Origin of the sequence: Xanthomonas sp. LF07-6 (genome assembly GCF_034105445.1) — a bacterium.
Taxonomy (GTDB): Bacteria; Pseudomonadota; Gammaproteobacteria; order Xanthomonadales; family Xanthomonadaceae; genus Xanthomonas_A; species Xanthomonas_A sontii.
Genome location: NZ_JAXGGI010000001.1, coordinates 973446 through 992190 on the forward strand (window position 1 = coordinate 973446; position 18745 = coordinate 992190).

The window sequence follows — 18745 nt, forward strand, 5'->3', positions numbered from 1 at the left end:
CGCGGCGGCGGTGACAGGCGCGACGTTCACTTCGTTGCGGCGCTGGCCGTGGCGGCGGCGACCGGTTCCGGCATCGCCGAGCTGTGGTGGTTGATGATCAGCCAGCGCCCGTCGCGCTTTTCGTAGACGAAGGTGTAGCGCGCCTGCACCTGGCGGGTGCTGCCGTCGGGATTGTTCAGGGTGAAGGTGTAGACGCCGGCGTCGACCGCGCTGTCGTCGTCGAGCAGCCGCACCTGGCGGTAGTTGATGGCGCCGCGCGGCTTGGCGGCGAGGAAGTGGCTGAAGTAGTCCTCGATCTCGGCGCGGCTGGCGCGGACCTGGTTGGACACGGTCGGCAGCAGCACGCCGTCGCGGGCGTACAGGTCGGCCACGCGCTGCGGATTGCCGGTGGCCAGCGCCGCGTTCCAGCGGTCGAACAGGCCGGCGATCTCGCGTTCGGCGCTGCTGGCCGGTGTCGCCGGCTCGCCGTCGTAGTGCATCGCCGGCGCGGCCAGCGCGGTGGAGGTGGTGGTCAGGCCCAGTGCCAGGGCGAACAGGATGCGACGCATGGGAAGTCTCCGTGTGCTGAGGGGATGCCGTCTCGGGGCGAAGCGAGTATCGGCAGCGGCGGCTTGCGCAACATCCGCTGGGCGGCATATCCTCGAATATGCCGTTCGGCATACGGAGACGCGCCCGTGCACCCTCCTTCCAATGCAGGCCAGTGGCGTGAGGCACTGCGCCGCGACGCCGCCGACGCGGCGCGCTGGCAGGCGGTGGCCGCCGCCGCGGCGGCGCTGCGCGAGGCCGGCGATGCCGCGCAGGCCTCCGCGCACGTCCTGGTATCTGCCAGCGGCCTGGTCGCGGCCCCGCACGCCGCGGTGTTGGCGGTGCGGGGCGCCCGCTGCCTGGTGCTGGCCAGCCAGGGCGATGCGTTGCCGCCGGGCGCCAGCGTCGCCGTCGAGGCGCCAGCGCATGCGTGGCGCCTGCGCGGCGATGCCGCCAACGAGGCCGGCGAACTGTGCCTGCCGATCGCCACGCTGGGCGTGCCGCTGGGCATGCTGTGCCTGGGCTGGGACGCCCGCACCGTCCCGGCACCGGAGGACGTGCAAGCCCTGTCCGCGATCGCCGCGCTGCTGGCGCCGCTGGCGGCCGAACCGCCGCGTGCGCCGCGGCGGCGCAAACCGGCGCAGGCCGACCGCCTGGCCGTGCTCAGCGCGCGCGAGCGGCAGGTGCTGGCGCTACTGTCGCGCGGGCTGACCAATGCCGCGCTCGGCGCCGAACTGGGCATCAGCGCCGGCACCGCCAAGGTCCACGTCGAGCGCATCCTGCACAAGCTGCAGGTGGCCGACCGCACCCAGGCCGCGGTGGTCGCGGTGCAGGCGGGGGTGGCGCTGTGAGGGCGCTGGCGCGGCGCTGGAACGACTGGCCGCTGACCCGCAAGAGCCTGGCGCTGGTGGCGCTGCCGCTGTTGCTGCTGGTGGCGGCGCTGGTGGCGATCTACAGCGTCGAGCGGCAGAACATCGCCGCCGAGAACGACGTGCGCCGCACCCTGCAGTTGCTCAGCGATTTGCACGAGGCGCATGCGCTGCTGGCCGAGACCGCCGCCGGCGTGCGCGGCTACCGGCTGGTGCGCCAGGACGCGTTCCTGACCCCGTACCGCGACGCCGAGCCGCGGCTGAAGACCGTGGTGCAGCGCCTGTCGCAACGCATCACCGACCCGCGCCAGGCGCAGCGCTTCGCCCGCATCCAGCCGCTGTTCGAGGAGAAGATGCAGGGCTGGCGGCGGCTGCTCGCGCCGGACCTGAGCCGCGAGGAAGAGATCCGCCAGCTGCGCGAGGGCAAGGTCACTCTCGACATCCTGCGCGCGGAACTGCGCGAGCTGCGCAACTACGAGACCGCGCAGTTGCAGGTGCGCACCGCCAAGGCGCAGGCGCTGCGCCAGCGCAACCTGCTGATCACCCTGTGCGCGGCGATGCTGGGCGGACTCGGTGCGGTGCTCGCGGTGGCCTGGTTCGCCTCGTCGCTGTCGCGACGCCTGCGCCAGCTCTCGGCCAATGCCGACCGCCTCGGCGACGGCCGGCCGCTGGCGCCACAGCCACCGGCCGGCGACGAACTGGGCCAGGTCGCGCAACGCCTGCAGCAGGCCAGCACCCTGCTCGCCGCGCGCGCCGAGGAAGCGCAGTCGGCGCGCCGCGAGGCCGAGAGCGCCAACCGCGCCAAGACCGAATTCCTCTCGCGCAGCAGCCACGAACTGCGTACGCCGCTCAACGCCATCCTCGGTTACGCGCAGGTGCTGGAGATGGACCTGCCGGGCGCGGCGCAGCGCGACCACCTGCAGCACATCCTCGGCGCCGGCCGACACCTGCTGGGACTGATCACCGAACTGCTGGACATCGCCCGCATCGAGGCCGACCAGCTCGACCTGAGCCCGCGCCCGGTGCCGGTGCATGCCGCACTGGAAGAGGCGCTGGGCCTGGTCGCACCGGAGGCGCAGGCGCGCGGCATCGTGCTGCGGCCGCCGCAGTTGCCGCCGGAGTGGACCGTGCGCGCCGACCCGCAGCGGCTGCGCCAGGTGCTGATCAACCTGCTGTCCAACGCGATCAAGTTCAACCGCCCGGGTGGCGCGGTGTGGGTGAGCGCGGTGCCCGAAGGCCAGTCCCTGGCGCTGAGCGTGCACGACCAGGGCCACGGCCTGACGCCGGCGCAGGTGGAACGATTGTTCACGCCGTTCGAGCGGCTCGGCGCCGAGCGCTCGGCGATCGAGGGCACCGGTCTGGGTCTGGCGCTGAGCAAGCGCCTGACCGAGGCGATGGGCGGGCGCATCGCCGTGGACAGCGGCGCGGACGGATCGCGCTTCACCATCGCCCTGCCGCTGGACCGCCCACAGGCAGCGGCACTGCCTGACCCCGCCGTGATGGCGACGACGGCGAGCGGGATCCAGCGCCAGTTGCTGAGCGTAGAGGACAACCCGTCCAACCAGGCGCTGATCCGCACCCTGGTCGAACGCCGCCCGCACTGGCGCCTGCACGAGGCAGCCAGCCTGGCGCAGGCGCGCGCGCATCTGCAGCAGGCCACGCCCGACCTGATCCTGCTCGACCTGCACCTGAGCGACGGCAACGGCGAGGACCTGCTGCAGGCGCTGCGCGCGCAGCCGCACACCGCGGCGATCCCGGTGGTGGTGATCAGCGCCGATGCCACCGCGACCACGCTGGCGCGCGTGCAGGGCGAGCCCGTGCGTGCCTACCTGACCAAGCCGCTGGACGTGGCCGACTTCTTCTCCGTTCTGGACCGACACCTCGCATGACCCGCAACGATGTCCTCGCCGCCCGCATCCTGATCGTCGACGACGAACCGGCCAACGTGCGCCTGCTGGAAGAACTGCTGCAGCGCGAAGGCTTCCGCCAGGTGGTGGCGACCACCGACCCGCAACGGGTGCTGGGCCTGGTCGCGGCGTTCGCGCCGGACCTGATCCTGCTCGACCTGATGATGCCGGAGCTGGACGGCTACGCGATCCTGGAACAACTGGCGCGCCTGGCCGGCCCGTCCAGTTTCCTGCCGGTGATCGTGCTCACCGCCGACCCCAGCCGCAGCGCCCGCCACCGCGCCCTCGGCCTGGGCGCCAAGGATTTCCTGACCAAGCCGCTGGACACCTTCGAAGTCGCCCTGCGGGTCTGGAACGTGGCCGAGACCGTGGTGCTGTTCAAGCGCCTGCGTGCGCTGGCCGTGGCGGATGCCGTGCCGCCGGGGTGGCGGGCGGAGTGACGGGACCCGGGACCCGGGACCCGGGACCCGGAAAAGCGTAAATCGCGATCTGCGGTAAAAACGGCAAAGAACGTCCTCACCGGCAGTCCTCCTGCCGCAACTCGCCACGCTCGCACTCGCCTCAGCCCCCCGGTCCCGGGTCCCGGGTCCCGGCCTCTCCTACATCGCCCGCGTCACCTGCCCGCCCAGGCCCAGCGTCATCAGCACTTCCTGGGCCTTTTCCAGCAGTTCGTCGGCCACGCAGACATGGACCACGCCGAACGGCAGTTCGCCGGCGCCGCCGAGCAGGGCCTCGCCGAACACGAAGGCGGTGATGCCGGCGTCCTCCAGCGCGTGCTTGGCCAGGTGCGCATCGATCAGGTGCTGGGCGCGGTAGGCGATCTGCATGGTCGGCCCCTCAGCCGCGGGCGCCGCCGTCGGCGGGGTGGGCGCTGCAGGCGCGCTGCGGCCACGTGGGCTGGAGCAGATCGCCGACGACGAAGCAGGACAAGGACATGGCGGGATCTCGCAGCTGGGCCAAGCCGCAGCCTACGCGCCGGGGCGGCCGCCGGCCAGCTCGGCTAAACTTGCGCTTTACTTACTCGCTGACGCGCATGTCCGACACCCCCGCCACCGACGCCTCCGCCCCGGCCGAGAAGAAAGACTTCATCCGCCAGATCGTCCGCGAGGACCTGGCCAGCGGCAAGCACACGGCCATCCGCACCCGCTTCCCGCCCGAGCCCAATGGCTACCTGCACATCGGCCACGCCAAGGCGATCTGCCTGGACTTCGGCATCGCCGCCGAGTTCGGCGGGCGCTGCAACCTGCGCTTCGACGACACCAATCCGGCCAAGGAAGATCCCGAATTCGTCGCCGCGATCCAGGACGACGTGCGCTGGCTGGGCTTCGACTGGGCCGAGCTGCGCCACGCCTCGGACTATTTCGAGGTGTACTACCTGGCCGCCGAGAAGCTGATCCGCGACGGCCACGCCTTCGTCTGCGACCTCTCCGCCGAGCAGGTGCGCGAGTACCGCGGCACCCTCACCGAGCCGGGCCGCGACTCGCCCTACCGCACCCGCAGCGTCGAGGAGAACCTGGACCTGTTCCGACGCATGCGCGCCGGCGAGTTCCCGGACGGCGCGCGCACCCTGCGCGCCAAGATCGACATGAGCAGCGGCAACATCAACCTGCGCGACCCGGCGCTGTATCGGATCAAGCACGTCGAGCACCAGAACACCGGCAACGCCTGGCCGATCTACCCGATGTACGACTTCGCGCATTCGCTGGGCGATGCGGTGGAAGGCATCACCCACTCGCTGTGCACGCTGGAGTTCGAGGACCACCGCCCGCTGTACGACTGGTGCGTGGACAAGGTCGATCTGGCCGGCCACCCCGAACTGCTGCAGCCGCTGCTGGACAAGGGCCTGCCGCGCGAGGCGGCCAAGCCGCGGCAGATCGAGTTCTCGCGGCTCAACATCAACTACACGGTGATGAGCAAGCGCAAGCTGACCCAACTCGTCGCCGAGGGCCTGGTGGACGGCTGGGACGACCCGCGCATGTACACCCTGCAGGGCCTGCGCCGCCGCGGCTACACGCCGGCCGCACTGCGCCTGCTGGTCGACCGCGTCGGCATCAGCAAGCAGAACTCGGTGATCGATTTCTCGGTGCTGGAGGGCTGCCTGCGCGAAGACCTGGACGCGCATGCCGCGCGGCGCATGGCGGTGATCGAGCCGCTGAAGCTGGTGCTGAGCAACCTGCCCGAGGGCCACAGCGAAACGCTGACCTTCTCCAACCATCCCAAGAACGACAGCTTCGGCACGCGCGAAGTGCCGTTCTCGCGCGAACTGTGGATCGAGCGCGAGGACTTCGCCGAAGTCCCGCCCAAGGGCTGGAAGCGGCTGGTGCCGGGCGGCGAAGTGCGCCTGCGCGGCGCCGGCATCGCCCGCGTCGACGAGGTGATCAAGAACGACGCCGGCGAGATCGTGGAACTGCGCGGCTGGCTCGACCCGGAATCGCGCCCGGGCATGGAAGGCGCCAACCGCAAGGTCAAGGGCACCATCCACTGGGTCAGCGCCGTGCACGCGGTGGAGGCCGAGATCCGCCTGTACGACCGCCTGTTCTCGGTGGAAAAGCCTGACGACGAGTCCGACGGCAAGACCTACCGCGACCACCTCAACCCCGACTCCAAGCGCAGCGTGCGCGGCTACGTCGAACCCGCCGCCGCCCAGGCCGCGCCGGAGCAGGCGTTCCAGTTCGAGCGCACCGGCTATTTCGTCGCCGACCGCTACGACCACCGCGCCGACGCGCCGGTGTTCAACCGCAGCGTGACCCTGCGCGATACCTGGAGCGGCGGCCAGGGCGGCGGCTGACGAGGGAGGCCGAAGAAGCCGGGACCCGGGACCCGGAATCTTCCGCGAGTGCTAGGCGGTTGTAATTGCACTGTGGGAGGGGCTTCAGCCCCGACGGGCTTTACCGGTAAGTCGCGTCGGGGCTGAAGCCCCTCCCAAAAAAAGCAGCTACTTTTTCATCGGATTATTTGGCGGGTCCCGGGTCCCGCCCCCCCCAATCCCCAATCCCCGCCCTTCCCCCGCCACCGCCCGCGCGCTAGCGTAACGGGCATGTCCCCCGCCTCGTCCTTCAGCCTACGCAGCTACGGCCGCGACGGCGCCGCCCATCAGCACGACCACGTGCAGTTGGTGCTGCCGTTGCACGGCTCGATGGAGCTGGAAGTGGACGGCCGCGGCGGCTATCTGGACCGTTTCCGCGCCGCGGTGGTCGCGCCGCAGACGCGGCATGCGCAGTCCGCGCTGGACGCCAACCGCTTCCTGATCGTCGATTGCCGCACCGATGCCTTCGGCGACGACGCGCTGGAGCGCCTGCGGCGACAGCCCTTCCTCGACCTGCCGCCGCCGCTGCAGGATCTGCTCGCCGCCCAGGCGCCGCATCCGGACCTCGCTGCCGCCCATGCCCGAGCCGGCGCCGCCGTGCTGGCCTGGCTGCAGGCGGACACCGCGCCGCGCGGCTGGCAGCGGCTGCAGGCGCTGTGCCGGCGCATCGAGGCCGCGCCCGGCCAGGACTGGCCGGTGCGGCGCATGGCGCAGCTGGCGCACCTGAGTCCGAGTCGCCTACACACGCTGTTCCGCGCCGCATTCGGGCGCACGCCGCAGGACTGGGTGGCAGCACGGCGGCTGGACTGGGTGCGCCGGCAACTGACGCACGGCACCCGGCCGATCGCCGACCTGGCCCAGGACAGCGGCTATGCCGACCAGAGCGCGCTGACCCGCGCGCTCAAGCGCAGCACCGGGCAGACCCCGGCCGCCTACCGCCGCCGTCATCGCCCGGCGCCAGGACAGGAGTCTGGGACAAGCCGGCCGCTGCCGGCGCCGGCATGCTGAGCCGTCACGGCTGACACGGCCGATACGGAAACGAACCGCATGCGCGAACGTCTATGGGCAGGGGTCGGCAGCGGCATGGTCGCGGGCGCGCTGTGGGGCCTGGTGTTCCTGGCGCCGCAACTGCTGAGCGCCTTTTCGCCGCTGCAACTGGCCATCTCGCGCTACCTGGCCTATGGCGCCATCGCTGCCGTGGTGCTGCTGCCGCGCTGGCGCACCGCCACCGCGCCGCTGGGCGCGCCCGAATGGTGGGCGCTGCTGCGCCTGAGCCTGCTCGGCAACATCGTCTACTACGTGCTGCTGGGCAGTGCGGTGCAGTGGGCCGGCGGCGCCGCCACCGCGCTGATCATCGGCCTGTTGCCGGCGGCGGTCACGGTGATCGGCTCGCGCGCGGCCGGCGCGGTCCGCCTGCGCCGGCTCGCCGCGCCCTGCGCGCTGTGCGTGCTCGGGGTGGCGCTGGTCGCGGTGCAGACCCTGGCCGTGGCGCGGCCGCACATTCCCGCCAGCCTCGGCCTGCGTGCGGCGGGACTGGCCTGTGCGGTCGGCGCGCTGGCGTGCTGGACCGCCTACTCGATCAAGAACGCGCGCTGGCTGCGGCGGCGCCCGGACCTGTCCGGCCGCGACTGGTCGCTGCTGACCGGCGTGGTCACCGGCGCGCTGGCCCTGACCCTGGCGCTGCCGGCGTTCGCCCTGTCAGGCACGGCCCATGCCGGCGCCGACTGGATGCGCTTCTGGGGCATGGCGCTGGTGCTGGCGCTGTTCGCCTCGGTCATCGGCAACGCCTGCTGGAACCACGCCAGCCGGTTGCTGCCGCTGACCCTGGTCGGGCAGATGATCGTGTTCGAGACCGTATTCGCGCTGCTGTACGGCTTCCTGTGGGAACAGCGCTGGCCGACCGCGCTGGAACTGCTGGCGATCGCCTGCCTGCTCGGCGGCGTGCTGTGGTGCACCCTGGTGCATGCGCGGCCGCAACCCGCCGTGCGCGAAGCCAAGCCCGGTTAAGCGGCGCTGCCTAGACTTGCGCAGGTCCTCCAACGGGAATCGCGCCATGCACACCGTCCTGCGCCGTTGCTGTCCCGCTCTCGTCCTAGTCGCCGCACTGGCTGGCTGCCACGCCTCCAACGCGCCATCCGGGGCGGCGCCGAACCCGGCCGCCAACGCCAGCGCACCGGCGGCAACCGGCAAGTGTGACGCCGTCCCCGACCACGCCTACGACCTGCCGGCCGGGCGCTTCGATGAGGTGTCGCAGCAACTGGCCCACGCCACCGGCTGCATGGTCGTGTACCGCGATCCAGGCCTCGCCTCGCTGCCGGTCAACGCGGTGAAGGGACAGGTCAGCATCCGCCAGGCGCTGCACCAGGCGCTGGACGGCACAGCGCTGCGGATCTCGGAGGAAAGCGCCGACGCGATGACCGTCGTGCGCCGCTGACCCGGCGGCGGCGCGGTGGGTTGCTACCATGGCCGCACTCCACCGCACGGAAGATCGCCATGCCCCGTCATTTCGCGTCGTTGCTGTGTTCCCTGTGCCTGATCGCCGGCATGCTGCTGTCCAGCGCCTGCGCGCGCAGCGAGACCGCCAAGCCGTCGGAGCCGGCGCCGGCACCCACGGCATCCGCACCGGGCCTGCCAATCAAGGTCGACACCAGTTGCCGCACCGATGCCGACTGCACCGTCAAGAACGTCGGCAACTGCTGCGGCGCGATGCCGGCCTGCGTCAACCGCGACAGCCCTACCGATCCGCAGGGCGTGATGGCGCAGTGCCAGGCCAGCGGGCGCATGAGCGTGTGCGGCTCGCGCGCGATCGCCGGCTGCTCGTGCGTGGCCGGGCAATGCAGCGCGCGCGCCGCGCAAGCCGATACACTGCGCGCCCCCCAGCCTGCCGAACCCGTCCGCTGATGCTCTACGCGCAAGTCCACCTCACCCTGCCCGCCTGGATCCACGAGGCGGTCGATCCGCAGGCCGTCTATGCCAGCGACGCCGACAAGGTCGCGCTGGCGGTGGAACTGTCGCGGCTGAACGTGGACGCCGGCAGCGGCGGCCCGTTCGGCGCGGCGGTGTTCGGCCCGGACCACCGCATCATCGCCGTCGGCGTGAATCGCGTGGTACCGCAGACCACCTCGCTGGCGCATGCCGAGAACATGGCCTACATGCTGGCCCAGCAGCGCCTGCAGACCCCGCGGCTGAACGCGGTGCTGTCGCCGGTGACCCTGGCCACCTCCTCGCAGCCGTGCTGCCAGTGCTACGGCGCCACCATCTGGGCCGGCATCGACCGCCTGCTGATCGGTGCCAGCGCCGAGGACGTGATGGCGCTGACCCCGTTCGACGAAGGCCCGCTGCCGGCGGACTGGGTCGGCGAGTTGCAACGCCGCGGCATCGAGGTGGTGCGCGGCCTGCACCGCGACGCTGCCTGCGCGGTGCTGCGCCGCTACGGCGAACTCGACAGCCCCCGCTACTGATCCCGCCGGAAGGCTTGCCCATGTCCTTCGAGAACGGCCCGCTGGTCCATGGCCTGCTGTGCTACTGCCGGCCCGGCTTCGAACCCGAACTGGCGGCCGAGCTCAACGCCCGCGCCGGCGAGGCCGGGCTGGCCGCCTACGCGCGCACCGAGCGCAACAGCGGCTACGCGCTGCTGCTCAGCGACACCGCGGTGCCGGCGCAGGCGCTGCCCTGGCGCGGGCTGATCTTCGCCCGGCAGAAGCTGCAGTTGCTGGCCGACCTGCGCGAGCTGCCGGCCAACGACCGCATCGCGCCGATCCTGCAGGCGCTTGCCGGACAACCGCGCTTCGGCGACCTGTGGGTCGAACATCCGGACTCGGACGCCGGCAAGCCGCTGTCGGGCCTGGCGCGCAGCTTCGGCAACGCGCTGCGCCCGGCGCTGCGCAAGGCCGGCCTGCTCAGCGACAAGCCGCAGCCGCGGCTGCCGCGCCTGCACGTGTGCTTCGTGACCGGCACCCACGCCCTGCTGGCGGTGGCCGATAGCGACGACAGCGCGCCGTGGCCGCTGGGCATTCCGCGCCTCAAGCTGCTGCCGGAGGCGCCCTCGCGCTCGGCGCTGAAACTGGAAGAAGCGCTGCTGGCGCTGCTGACCCCGCACGAGCGCGAGACGCTGCTGCGCCCGGGCATGCGCGCGGCCGACCTCGGCGCCGCCCCCGGCGGCTGGACCTGGGTGCTGACCCGCCAGCACCTGCACGTGACCAGCGTGGACAACGGCCCGCTGCGCCAGCACGTGCTCGACAGCGGCCTGGTCGACCACCTGCGCGCCGACGGCTTCCACTGGAAACCACCGCAGCCGCTGGACTGGATGGTCTGCGACATGGTCGAGCAGCCGCGCCGCGTCGCCGAGCGCATGGCCACCTGGTTCCGCGAGGGCTGGTGCCGGCACGCGATCTTCAACCTGAAGTTGCCGATGAAGAAGCGCTGGGACGAGACCCGGCTGTGCCTGGACCTGTTCGCCGAACGCGCCGAGCGCCCGCTGCAGTTGCGCGCCAAGCAGCTCTACCACGACCGCGAAGAGATCACGGTGCTGGCGATCCCGGGCTGAGCGGTCGCGCGTCCACATCCGGTGTTTCGTAGCAGCGGCTCGGCCGCGATGGGTTTCCCGGGAAAGCCATCGCGGCTGAAGCCGCTCCTGTGACGAGCGCATTGGCGCCGCCACCGCTACAGCACGATCCGCGCCCCGTCCTCCCGCGCCGAACGCTGGATGGCCTCGACGATGCGGATATCGCGCAAGCCTTCCTCGCCGGGCACGCGCAGCGGCGTGCCCTGCAGGATCGCCAGCGCGTCCTCGTCCATCTGCAGCGCCTGCTGGTGGCGCACCCGCGCGTCGAACAGGCGGCCATCGCTGGCCCGGCCGCGCACGCCGTCGTAGGCCTGGAACGGCGCCAGTTCGTACCAACCCTTCGCGCACTCGGCGCGCAGCAGGTTCATGGTGCGGCCGAAGCTGGCCGCGCAGTTGGCGGTCACCTCGTGCGGGAACTCCAGGGTGAAGTGCATGTGCTCGTCGACCTCGTCGAACAGCGCCGGCCGATCGGTGGAACGCCGCGCGCTGACCGCCAGCGGCTCGGCGCCGGTCGTGTAGCGCGCCGCATTGAGCGGATACACGCCCATGTCGTACATCGCACCGCCGCCGTACTGCGCGCGCAGCCGCCACGGCCGCTGCGCCGGGTCGGTGTCGCCATAGCCGGCATAGCCCGCCTCGGCGCGCACGCTGCGCATCGCCCCGAACGGGCGTTCGCCGGCCAGGGCGATGAGGCGCCGCGTGTTGGGCTCGTGCTGCATGCGGTAGCCGATGCTCAGCCGCACCTTGTTGCGCGCGCAGGCCTCGATCATCGCCTGCGCCTGCTCGGCGTGCAGCGCCATCGGCTTCTCGCACCACACGTGCTTGCCGGCGGCCGCGGCGCGGAGGCTCAGCGGCGCATGCAGATGAGTGGGCGTGACCACGTAGACCACGTCGATGTCCGGGTTGTCGGCGATGCGCTCCAACTCGTCGTAGCTGTAAACGTTGCGATCCGGGATGCGATAGCGCGCCTGCCACTGCGGGATCTTCTGCGGCGAGCCGGTGACGATGCCGGCCAGGCGGCAGTGCCTGGTCAGGGTGAGCCCCGGCGCCAGACGACTGCTGGCGTACTCGCCCAGACCGACCAGGGCCACGCCCAGCGGCTTGCGGCGTCGTGCCGGCGCGGCCGCCCATGCAGACGATCCGAGCAGGCCGGCGGCGGTGGCGGAGAGGCCGGCCAGCAACAGGCGGCGGCGATTCGGCGAGGACGGCTCCATGCGCAACTCCGACCGGAAGGATGCTTCACCCTAACCGCTGGCGCGGCATCGGCACTGTGAGCGCTATCGCGCGATGCGCCGGGGCCTCTGGCAAACTGCCGCCTCCCCCGCCGTTCGGACACCCGATGCGCTGCCGCCCACTGCTTGCCGCCCTCGCCCTGCTGCTGGCTGCCCCGGCCGGGGCGCAGGAACCCCTGTTCCACGCCCGCGACCTGGTCGGCGATGGCGTATTCACCGACAAGATCGAAGGGCCTGCGACGGGTCCCGATGGTGCGCTATACGTGGTCAACTTCGCCCACGACGGCAGCATCGGCCGGGTCCAGCGCGACGCCGACGGCCGCGGCCAGGCCACGCTGTTCGTGGATCTTCCCGACGGCAGCATCGGCAACGGCATCCGCTTCGACCGCCGCGGGCGCATGTACGTTGCGGACTACGGCCAGCACCGCATCCTGCGCATCGCCCTGCGCAGCAAGCGCATCGAGGTCTACGCCACGCTGCCGGGCGCGTTCCAGCCCAACGACATCGCGATGGCGCCGGACGGCACCCTGTACGCCAGCGACCCGGACTGGAAGCACGACGGCGGCCAGCTGTGGCGCATCGACCGCGACCGCAGCGCGCACCTGATCGAAACCGGCATGGGCACCACCAACGGCATCGAGGTCAGCCCCGACGGCAAGCGCCTGTACGTCAACGAGAGCGTGCAGCGTCGGATCTGGGTCTACGACCGTGCGGCCGACGGCGCCGTCTCCAACAAGCGGCTGTTCGCCAGCTTCACCGACGCCGGCCTGGACGGCATGCGCTGCGACATCGACGGCAACCTGTACGTGGCCCGCTACGACGCCGGCAAGGTGATCGTGCTGGCGCCCGACGGCACGCTGCTGCACGAGGTCGCGACCAAGGGCCGCAAGCCCACCAACCTGGCCTTCGGCGGCGCCGACGGGCGCGATGTCGACGTGACCCTGCAAGACCGTGGCGCGATCGAAACCTTCCGCAGCGACCGCCCCGGCCGCGAGCACGGACGCTGATGGGATGCGTATCGCAGCGGCGTCTCAGCCCGCGCAATGGTCCCCTGGCATCCTGGCTGCACTGACTGGAGGGCCGCGCACATGCAGCCGATCGAACTGAACAACCCGGCCGGCTTCGCCGACGAATTCCTGCGCCTGACCCTGCTGCAGGGCTTCCAGTCGCTGACCAAGCGCGACCTGGAACTGCTGATCTTCGTGTTGCTGGAACGCGACGGCGCGATCTCGCGCAGCGATTCCAACAACGCAGTGGCGATGCGCCTGCGGGTGACCCCGGCCAAGGTCAAGGGCCTGCGCCGCGACGGCTATGCGCGCTGGCGTGCGCTGGTGCCGGAGGACAACGAGGTGGCGCTGCAGCGCATCGTCGCCACCGTGCTCACCGAGGACAACCTGCGCGCCGGGGCAAAGCATGTCAGCGAGCGCAGCAAGAAGGACGGCTTCCTGGCGATCCGCATCGAGCATCCCGACGACCAGCAACGCTTCGAACAGGCCATCGTCGACGTCGGCGCCATGCCCGTGTACGAGCGCAACCGCGACGTGATGGCGGTGCGCTTCGACACGCTGCTGAAGATCGCCGAGCGCTGGGGCTATCTGCAGCCGGAGCCGGATAAGGTGACGCACGAACTGCAGAAGCTGGCGCCCACCGCCGAGGAGGTCGCCGATCTATTGAAGAAGGACGTGAGCAAGCTACGCTGGGAGGACGTGCGCCGCGCGCTCAACAGCCTCGGCGCCAAGGCCGTCGCCAGCACCGCCGAGGGCGGGCTGAAGGGCCTGTTGAAGCTCGCGTTTCCGTTCATCCCCGGCTGAGCCGGGGCCGCCATCCATCGCCATACTGGAGTCCGTTGTGTCCATGTCCTGCCGTTCCCTCGCCCTGCTCTGCTGCCTGTGCGCCTGCGTCGCGCCGGCCGCGGCGCAGAATCTCAACACTGCCTCCAGCGCCACCACCGAGCCGCTGCGCGACGTGCCGGTCAACGTGCGCGCGCAGCCGCTCAGCAATGGCGTGGTCACTCACCAGGTGCAGTTGCCGGCCACGCCCGGCGAAGCGCAGGTGACCGTGCGCAGCATCCAGCCGGACCGTGTGGCCGGCAGCTACCGCATCGACTTCGAGGCGCTGGACACCGACCACGACGGCTATATCAGCCGCAGCGAAGCGCAGGCCAATCCGTCGCTGGCCGACGAGTTCGACGCGCTGGACACCACCCGCAGCGGTCGCCTCAGCCGCGCGCAGCTCGCCGGCTGGCTGTAGCCGCAGCGACATGCGTCCCGGCGCCGCCATGAAGGACGCCGGGACGCCGTCGGTCGCGGCCCAAGGCATATTGGAAACGCTTGCTAAACAGCGCCGACGTGCAGATGCGAACGCCCAATTTTTTTAGTGTCGATTAATTCGGCCAGGCCTATGTTCTTGACTCCTTCCCAGCAACAGGAGTCGTGCCATGAACCGCATCGTTCCTCGTCTCGTCCCGTTCGCGTTCGCGCTGCTTGCCGCGCCGGCGCTGGCCATGGCGCAGTCGGCGCCGGACGAAGTGACCCTGCACCAGAACGGCCAGATCATCAATGTCACCTCGGTCGAACCCAACTCGATCGTCGGCGACTACCACATCGATTTCGCCAAGCTCGACCGCAACCATGACGGCTACATCAGCCGCGCCGAAGCCAAGGCCGACCCGACGCTGTACGCCGAGTTCGATGCCGTCGACGTGCATCACCACGGCCGCCTGAGCAAGGCCGACCTGGAAGGCTGGATGTCGACGTGACGCGACTCACGCGTAGACTGACCCGCACCCTCTCCACCACGCGCGCCGCCTGCGGCCTTCCCGCCGCATGCGGCGCGATTGTTTTCTGAAGCGACAACACCGCAGACACCGGCAACGCAAGCGCCACAGCATCGCGCAACCGCATCACCCACACTGACGCCGCCATCGCCGCTGCATCGACCCGATCTCCTCGCAGCGCGTGTCTTCCACCACGCCACCCCGCCGCTCGGCCTCGCTCACCGCGCTGACGACAGCTACAGCAGTCCCTCCTGCAGCAGCGCATCCCGCACCCCGCCCCAGGGATCGTCCAGCAGATAGCGCGCCGCGACCGGCTGCGCCGCCGGCACCAGGGTGAGCCGGTAATCCACCTCGTCGTCGCCTTCGCAGACTTCGTAGTACAGCGCGTAGTCGCCAGGCTGCAGCGCCAGTGTCACATCGAAGGCCTCGGCGGCAGACGCCACCTGCACCCGCGCATCCGGATTCACCCGGAACGGCACCTGCATGCGCCGCTGCGCACGCGGATCGGGCGCGAACGCCGTGGCCAGCACCAGGTGCACCTGCGCGCCGAACGCGTCCTCGGGCAACGGATCGAACACCACGTAGTCGCGATGCAGGACCGCGCCCTGCTCCAGATTGCGCGGCCCCCAGCTGCAGGCGGCCTCGTCGAAGGCGCGGGCACGCAACTGCACCTGGCTATGGGAAATCAGCAGATCCACGGTCTGCGTCCGGGTCGCGTCTTGCATCGTCGTTCTCCATGGCAGGAACGCGGCCTGCGTGCTGCGCTTCGCGCCCTACCCTCACCCCAACCCATCTCCCGAGGGGAGAGGGGCTCAAGCAAACCAGCCGAAGCTGGCTCTTCCTTCTCCCTCCAGGAGAAGGTGCCCCCGAGGGGGCGGATGAGGGTACGGGCGCCGCTCGGCGCGCGTGGTCGAATCTGCGGCCGCCGCGCCGGGCCGGAGCGCGCAGTCACACGCCGGAAGCGCGCTTCCAGAAACCGTGCATCAACAGCGGCAGCTTGCCCGCCAGGCCCAGCAGCGGGCCGCGCAGCAGGGTCAGGTGCAGCTCGTCGTTGGAGAACAGCCGGTTGATCGCATCGAAGCCGTAGGCGGCCACGGTGTTGTCGCTGCGGCGACCACGCGCCCAGCGCGCCAACCGCTGCGGCGCCGCCCAGTCGACCCGCTGCGCCTGCGCCTGCCGCACCAGTGTCGCCAGCGCGGCGACGTCGCGCAGGCCCAGGTTGACGCCTTGCCCGGCCAGCGGATGCACCACGTGCGCGGCATCGCCCAGCACCAGCAGGCGGCCGCGCTGGTAGGCCTCCACCAGTTGCCGGCGCAGCGGGAAGCCCAGCCGCGGCGACAGCGCGCGCACCGCCCCCAGGCGGGCGCCGAAGGCCTGGGTCAGTTCGGCGCCGAACGCCGCACCGTCCAGCGCCAGCACCCGCGCCGCCTCGGCCTCGGGCAAGGTCCACACGATCGAGCTGCGGCCGTCGGCGAACGGCAGGAACGCCAGCGGGCCGCCCGGCAGGAAACGCTGCCAGGCCGTGTCCTGGTGCGGCTGTTCGGTCTGCACGAAGGCGACCACGCCGCGCTGGCCGTAGTCGTGCGCCGGCGCGTCCAGCCCGGCCAGGCCGCGCACCGTGGACTCGGCGCCGTCGGCGGCGATCGCCAGACGCGCGTCCAGGCGGCTGCCGTCGTCCAGGCGCAGGCGCGCACGCTCGGCCGACGGCTCCAGCGCCTCCACCCGTGCCGGGCAATGCACCTGCACGCCGGCCGCGGGCAGCGCCGCCCACAGCTGTTCGACCAATAGATTGTGTTCGACGATCCAGCCGAGTTGGTCGCGGCCCAGAGTGTCGGCGTCGAAGGCCAGTTCGCCGCCGCCGCCGGCATCCCACACGCGCATGCGCCGGTACGCGCTGGCGCGGCTGGCGACGACCTGCGGCCACACGCCCAGGCCCTGCAGCAGCGCCGCGTTGTCCGGGGCGAAGGCGTAGACGCGCAGGTCCGGCGTGTCGGCCGACCAGCGCGGCGGCTCGCGGCCCTCGACCAGCGCCACCGCCAGGCCTTCGCCGGCCAGGGCCAGCGCACAGGCCGCGCCGACCACGCCGCCGCCCACCACCACCACATCCAGCGCACCGCGCCGGCTCATGCGCGCGTCTCCCGGCACAGCTGCGGCACATCGCCGCGGAAGCCCATCGCGCCTCCGACCAGGAACGACTGCAGCGGCGCGGCCTGCGCCGCCGCCAGCAGGCCCAGGCTGCGCAGTGGGCGCAGCAGCGTGGCCGGGTTGGCGGTCAGCCGCGCCAGCCCACCGGAGAACGTCACCGTGCGCTGGCGATCCTGCTCGCGGCGCTGCGCGTACTGCTGCAGCAGCGCCGGCGTGCCCGGGTCGGTGCCGTCGCGCTCGATCAGTTCGGCCAGGGTCAGCGCATCGCGCAGGCCCAGGTTGAAGCCCTGCGCGCCCAGCGGGTGCAAGGTCTGCGCGGCATTGCCCAGCAGCACCGCGCGCGCATCGGTCAGCCGCTCGGCCAGCACCTGCACGATCGGGTAGGCGCTGCGTTCGCCACTGCCGAGCAGGCGGCCGACGCGCCAGCCCAGCGCGTCCTGCAGCCGCTGCAGCCAGGCGCCCTCGTCCAGCGCGGCCACCGCGTCGGCGTCCTCGGCGGCCACCGCGTGGATCGCGCCGTAATGGCGGTCGCCGCGCGGCAACAAGGCCGTCGGGCCGTCGTCGCGGAAGCGCTCGTAGGCGGTGCCGTCGGGTTGGCGGCTGCCGCGTACCCGCGCCACGAACAGGGTCTGCTGGAAATCGTGGCGCGTTGCGGCGATGCCCAAGGCCTCGCGCACCGCGCTGGCGCTGCCGTCGGCACCGACCAGCAGGCGCGTGTGCAGGACCTGCTCGCTGCCGTCGCGGGCGATGCGCACCCGGCGCTCTCCATGCTCGGCGTCGGGCTCCAGCGCCACGAACTGCGCCGGGCGGTAGCGGGTCAGTTGCCGCGTCGCCGCCAAGCTGGCCTCCAGCGCCTCGCCGAAGTCGCGCGCGACGACCACCTGGCCGAAAGCCTCGCGCCCGTAGTCGGCGGCTTCCAGCCGCACCCGGCCGAAATCGCCGGCGCGGCTGACGTGGATGCGGCGGATCGGCCCGGTCGCCGCGCGCAACCGCTGCATCACCCCAAGCGCGCTCAGCGCGTTGACCGTGGCGGCGGCGAAGCTGAGGTTGCGCTGGTCGAACACCGGCGGCAACGCGCCCGGCGGCGCAGCCTCGACCAGGCCCACGTCCACCCCCAGCCGGTCCAGGGCGATGGCCAGGCTGGCGCCGACCAGGCCGCCGCCGACGATCACTACGTCATGTCGTTTGCTCATCCGGCCATGATACGACCGGCACCCGTCTGCCCGGTGAGCGCCACCGCCCAGCTTGCGTGCCGTGGCGGCAGCGGCGCACGGCGCTCGCGCACGCCGCGCTTCCAGTAGAATCCGGGGTCTTACGTGCCCCGGTGCCCGCCGTCATGACGCCTTCCACCCACCGCCTCCCCGCCCTGCTGCTGTTGACCGCGCTGCTGGCCGCGACCCGCATCAACCACTTCGGGGCGATCCCGGACGCGTCGTGGGCGGTGTTCTTCGTCGGCGGTTTCTACCTGCGCAGCTGGACCCGCTGGGCGTTCCCGCTGCTGATGGCGCTGGCGGTGCTGGTCGACTACCTGGTCATCCGCAGCCAGGGCCTGGATTTCTGGCAGCACTACTGCGTGTCGCCGGCCTACTGGTGCCTGATCCCGGCCTATTTCGTGCTGTGGGCCGGCGGCGCCTGGCTGGCGCGGCGCTACCGCGGCGCCGACTGGCGCGCCCTGGGCCTGGCCGCCGGCAGCCTGCTGGTGGCGGTGGCGCTGTGCCACCTGCTGGCGCAAGGCAGCTTCTACTGGGTCAGCCGCAGCGTGCCGAACCCGACCCTGGCCGGCTGGTGGCAGAACTACAGCGACTGGCTGCTGCCCTACCTGGGCAGCGCCAGCCTGTATGTGGCGCTGGCCGCGGCGATCCAGGTCGGCGTCGAGCAGCTAGCGCGGCTGGGCCAGCGCGGCCAGCCGGTCGGTCACTGA

General features: G+C 71.6%; 21 protein-coding genes. 15 read left to right on the forward strand and 6 right to left on the reverse strand.

The window, feature by feature from the left end; translation table 11 throughout:
- Positions 1-26 precede the first annotated feature (26 nt).
- Positions 27-548, reverse strand: a complete 522-nt coding sequence (locus tag SLW56_RS04210) for an SgcJ/EcaC family oxidoreductase (RefSeq protein ID WP_267085615.1) — start codon at positions 546-548, stop codon at positions 27-29.
- Between the two features lie 126 nt (positions 549-674).
- Between SLW56_RS04210 and SLW56_RS04215 the strand changes: the two genes are divergently transcribed.
- The 3 genes from SLW56_RS04215 to SLW56_RS04225 are packed head-to-tail and all read left to right on the forward strand — an operon-like array spanning position 675 to position 3741.
- Positions 675-1376, forward strand: a complete 702-nt coding sequence (locus SLW56_RS04215; RefSeq protein WP_152237886.1) for a helix-turn-helix transcriptional regulator — start codon at positions 675-677, stop codon at positions 1374-1376.
- On the forward strand, positions 1373-3283 hold the full coding sequence (locus tag SLW56_RS04220; protein WP_320694376.1) for an ATP-binding protein: 1911 nt from the start codon (positions 1373-1375) through the stop codon (positions 3281-3283). Before SLW56_RS04215 ends, SLW56_RS04220 begins: the two co-directional genes overlap by 4 nt.
- Positions 3280-3741, forward strand: a complete 462-nt coding sequence (locus tag SLW56_RS04225; protein WP_267085613.1) for a response regulator — start codon at positions 3280-3282, stop codon at positions 3739-3741. Before SLW56_RS04220 ends, SLW56_RS04225 begins: the two co-directional genes overlap by 4 nt.
- A gap of 159 nt (positions 3742-3900) precedes the next feature.
- Here the strand turns inward: SLW56_RS04225 and SLW56_RS04230 are convergent, their stop codons facing one another.
- Positions 3901-4128 carry a DUF2007 domain-containing protein gene (locus SLW56_RS04230; RefSeq protein ID WP_295907683.1) on the reverse strand — a complete coding sequence of 76 codons (228 nt, stop codon included), beginning with the start codon at positions 4126-4128 and terminating at the stop codon, positions 3901-3903.
- Between the two features lie 206 nt (positions 4129-4334).
- On the opposite strand from SLW56_RS04230, the gene SLW56_RS04235 reads away from it, so the two are divergent.
- The 7 genes from SLW56_RS04235 (at position 4335) to rlmM (ending at position 10653) form a co-directional block, all read left to right on the forward strand.
- Positions 4335-6089, forward strand: coding sequence for a glutamine--tRNA ligase/YqeY domain fusion protein (locus SLW56_RS04235; RefSeq protein ID WP_320694377.1), 1755 nt, complete (start codon positions 4335-4337; stop codon positions 6087-6089).
- A 249-nt stretch (positions 6090-6338) separates the two neighbouring features.
- Positions 6339-7115, forward strand: coding sequence for an AraC family transcriptional regulator (locus SLW56_RS04240; protein WP_295907678.1), 777 nt, complete (start codon positions 6339-6341; stop codon positions 7113-7115).
- Positions 7116-7154: 39 nt separating this feature from the next.
- On the forward strand, positions 7155-8114 hold the full coding sequence (locus tag SLW56_RS04245; RefSeq protein ID WP_152235588.1) for a DMT family transporter: 960 nt from the start codon (positions 7155-7157) through the stop codon (positions 8112-8114).
- Positions 8115-8160: 46 nt separating this feature from the next.
- Positions 8161-8541: an STN domain-containing protein gene (locus SLW56_RS04250; protein ID WP_267103539.1), complete on the forward strand. Its 381-nt coding sequence runs from the start codon at positions 8161-8163 to the stop codon at positions 8539-8541.
- 59 nt (positions 8542-8600) lie between these two features.
- Entirely contained in the window at positions 8601-9008 is a 408-nt protein-coding gene (locus SLW56_RS04255) for a hypothetical protein (RefSeq protein ID WP_267093538.1), read from the forward strand.
- The gene (locus tag SLW56_RS04260; RefSeq protein WP_017914178.1) at positions 9008-9568 is read left to right on the forward strand and encodes a nucleoside deaminase; all 561 of its coding nucleotides are present in this window, start codon (positions 9008-9010) and stop codon (positions 9566-9568) included. Before SLW56_RS04255 ends, SLW56_RS04260 begins: the two co-directional genes overlap by 1 nt.
- Positions 9569-9588: 20 nt before the next feature.
- Complete coding sequence (gene rlmM / locus SLW56_RS04265) at positions 9589-10653, forward strand: 23S rRNA (cytidine(2498)-2'-O)-methyltransferase RlmM (RefSeq protein WP_267085608.1); 1065 nt, start codon at positions 9589-9591, stop codon at positions 10651-10653.
- A gap of 116 nt (positions 10654-10769) precedes the next feature.
- On the opposite strand, the gene SLW56_RS04270 is transcribed toward rlmM, so the two are convergent.
- Complete coding sequence (locus SLW56_RS04270) at positions 10770-11885, reverse strand: Gfo/Idh/MocA family oxidoreductase (protein WP_320694378.1); 1116 nt, start codon at positions 11883-11885, stop codon at positions 10770-10772.
- Between the two features lie 125 nt (positions 11886-12010).
- On the opposite strand from SLW56_RS04270, the gene SLW56_RS04275 reads away from it, so the two are divergent.
- From SLW56_RS04275 to SLW56_RS04290, 4 genes are all read left to right on the forward strand, one after another.
- On the forward strand, positions 12011-12910 hold the full coding sequence (locus SLW56_RS04275) for an SMP-30/gluconolactonase/LRE family protein (RefSeq protein ID WP_267085606.1): 900 nt from the start codon (positions 12011-12013) through the stop codon (positions 12908-12910).
- 81 nt (positions 12911-12991) lie between these two features.
- Positions 12992-13714, forward strand: coding sequence for a hypothetical protein (locus SLW56_RS04280; protein ID WP_320694379.1), 723 nt, complete (start codon positions 12992-12994; stop codon positions 13712-13714).
- A gap of 43 nt (positions 13715-13757) precedes the next feature.
- Entirely contained in the window at positions 13758-14153 is a 396-nt protein-coding gene (locus SLW56_RS04285; protein ID WP_017915448.1) for a hypothetical protein, read from the forward strand.
- 187 nt (positions 14154-14340) lie between these two features.
- Positions 14341-14661, forward strand: coding sequence for a hypothetical protein (locus SLW56_RS04290; RefSeq protein ID WP_010340011.1), 321 nt, complete (start codon positions 14341-14343; stop codon positions 14659-14661).
- A gap of 254 nt (positions 14662-14915) precedes the next feature.
- Here SLW56_RS04290 and comJ read toward each other — a convergent pair whose 3' ends face one another.
- From comJ to ubiH, 3 genes are all read right to left on the reverse strand, one after another.
- Positions 14916-15404: a competence protein ComJ gene (gene comJ, locus SLW56_RS04295; protein WP_267085605.1), complete on the reverse strand. Its 489-nt coding sequence runs from the start codon at positions 15402-15404 to the stop codon at positions 14916-14918.
- Between the two features lie 223 nt (positions 15405-15627).
- Positions 15628-16806 carry a UbiH/UbiF family hydroxylase gene (locus SLW56_RS04300; protein ID WP_267085604.1) on the reverse strand — a complete coding sequence of 393 codons (1179 nt, stop codon included), beginning with the start codon at positions 16804-16806 and terminating at the stop codon, positions 15628-15630.
- Positions 16803-18017: a 2-octaprenyl-6-methoxyphenyl hydroxylase gene (ubiH, locus tag SLW56_RS04305; protein ID WP_267085603.1), complete on the reverse strand. Its 1215-nt coding sequence runs from the start codon at positions 18015-18017 to the stop codon at positions 16803-16805. The genes SLW56_RS04300 and ubiH overlap by 4 nt, the downstream gene beginning before the upstream one ends.
- Positions 18018-18160: 143 nt before the next feature.
- On the opposite strand from ubiH, the gene SLW56_RS04310 reads away from it, so the two are divergent.
- On the forward strand, positions 18161-18745 hold the full coding sequence (locus SLW56_RS04310) for a hypothetical protein (protein ID WP_320694380.1): 585 nt from the start codon (positions 18161-18163) through the stop codon (positions 18743-18745).

Bases quoted from the DNA above. Each gene is read 5' to 3' on its own strand.
- SLW56_RS04210 (WP_267085615.1), bottom strand. From the start codon at position 548: ATGCGTCGCATCCTGTTCGCCCTGGCACTGGGCCTGACCACCACCTCC.
- SLW56_RS04225 (WP_267085613.1), top strand. From the start codon at position 3,280: ATGACCCGCAACGATGTCCTCGCCGCCCGCATCCTGATCGTCGACGAC.
- SLW56_RS04230 (WP_295907683.1), bottom strand. From the start codon at position 4,128: ATGCAGATCGCCTACCGCGCCCAGCACCTGATCGATGCGCACCTGGCC.
- SLW56_RS04235 (WP_320694377.1), top strand. From the start codon at position 4,335: ATGTCCGACACCCCCGCCACCGACGCCTCCGCCCCGGCCGAGAAGAAA.
- SLW56_RS04240 (WP_295907678.1), top strand. From the start codon at position 6,339: ATGTCCCCCGCCTCGTCCTTCAGCCTACGCAGCTACGGCCGCGACGGC.
- SLW56_RS04245 (WP_152235588.1), top strand. From the start codon at position 7,155: ATGCGCGAACGTCTATGGGCAGGGGTCGGCAGCGGCATGGTCGCGGGC.
- SLW56_RS04250 (WP_267103539.1), top strand. From the start codon at position 8,161: ATGCACACCGTCCTGCGCCGTTGCTGTCCCGCTCTCGTCCTAGTCGCC.
- SLW56_RS04255 (WP_267093538.1), top strand. From the start codon at position 8,601: ATGCCCCGTCATTTCGCGTCGTTGCTGTGTTCCCTGTGCCTGATCGCC.
- SLW56_RS04260 (WP_017914178.1), top strand. From the start codon at position 9,008: ATGCTCTACGCGCAAGTCCACCTCACCCTGCCCGCCTGGATCCACGAG.
- rlmM (WP_267085608.1), top strand. From the start codon at position 9,589: ATGTCCTTCGAGAACGGCCCGCTGGTCCATGGCCTGCTGTGCTACTGC.
- SLW56_RS04270 (WP_320694378.1), bottom strand. From the start codon at position 11,885: ATGGAGCCGTCCTCGCCGAATCGCCGCCGCCTGTTGCTGGCCGGCCTC.
- SLW56_RS04275 (WP_267085606.1), top strand. From the start codon at position 12,011: ATGCGCTGCCGCCCACTGCTTGCCGCCCTCGCCCTGCTGCTGGCTGCC.
- SLW56_RS04280 (WP_320694379.1), top strand. From the start codon at position 12,992: ATGCAGCCGATCGAACTGAACAACCCGGCCGGCTTCGCCGACGAATTC.
- SLW56_RS04285 (WP_017915448.1), top strand. From the start codon at position 13,758: ATGTCCTGCCGTTCCCTCGCCCTGCTCTGCTGCCTGTGCGCCTGCGTC.
- SLW56_RS04290 (WP_010340011.1), top strand. From the start codon at position 14,341: ATGAACCGCATCGTTCCTCGTCTCGTCCCGTTCGCGTTCGCGCTGCTT.
- comJ (WP_267085605.1), bottom strand. From the start codon at position 15,404: ATGCAAGACGCGACCCGGACGCAGACCGTGGATCTGCTGATTTCCCAT.
- SLW56_RS04300 (WP_267085604.1), bottom strand. From the start codon at position 16,806: ATGAGCCGGCGCGGTGCGCTGGATGTGGTGGTGGTGGGCGGCGGCGTG.
- ubiH (WP_267085603.1), bottom strand. From the start codon at position 18,017: ATGAGCAAACGACATGACGTAGTGATCGTCGGCGGCGGCCTGGTCGGC.
- SLW56_RS04310 (WP_320694380.1), top strand. From the start codon at position 18,161: ATGACGCCTTCCACCCACCGCCTCCCCGCCCTGCTGCTGTTGACCGCG.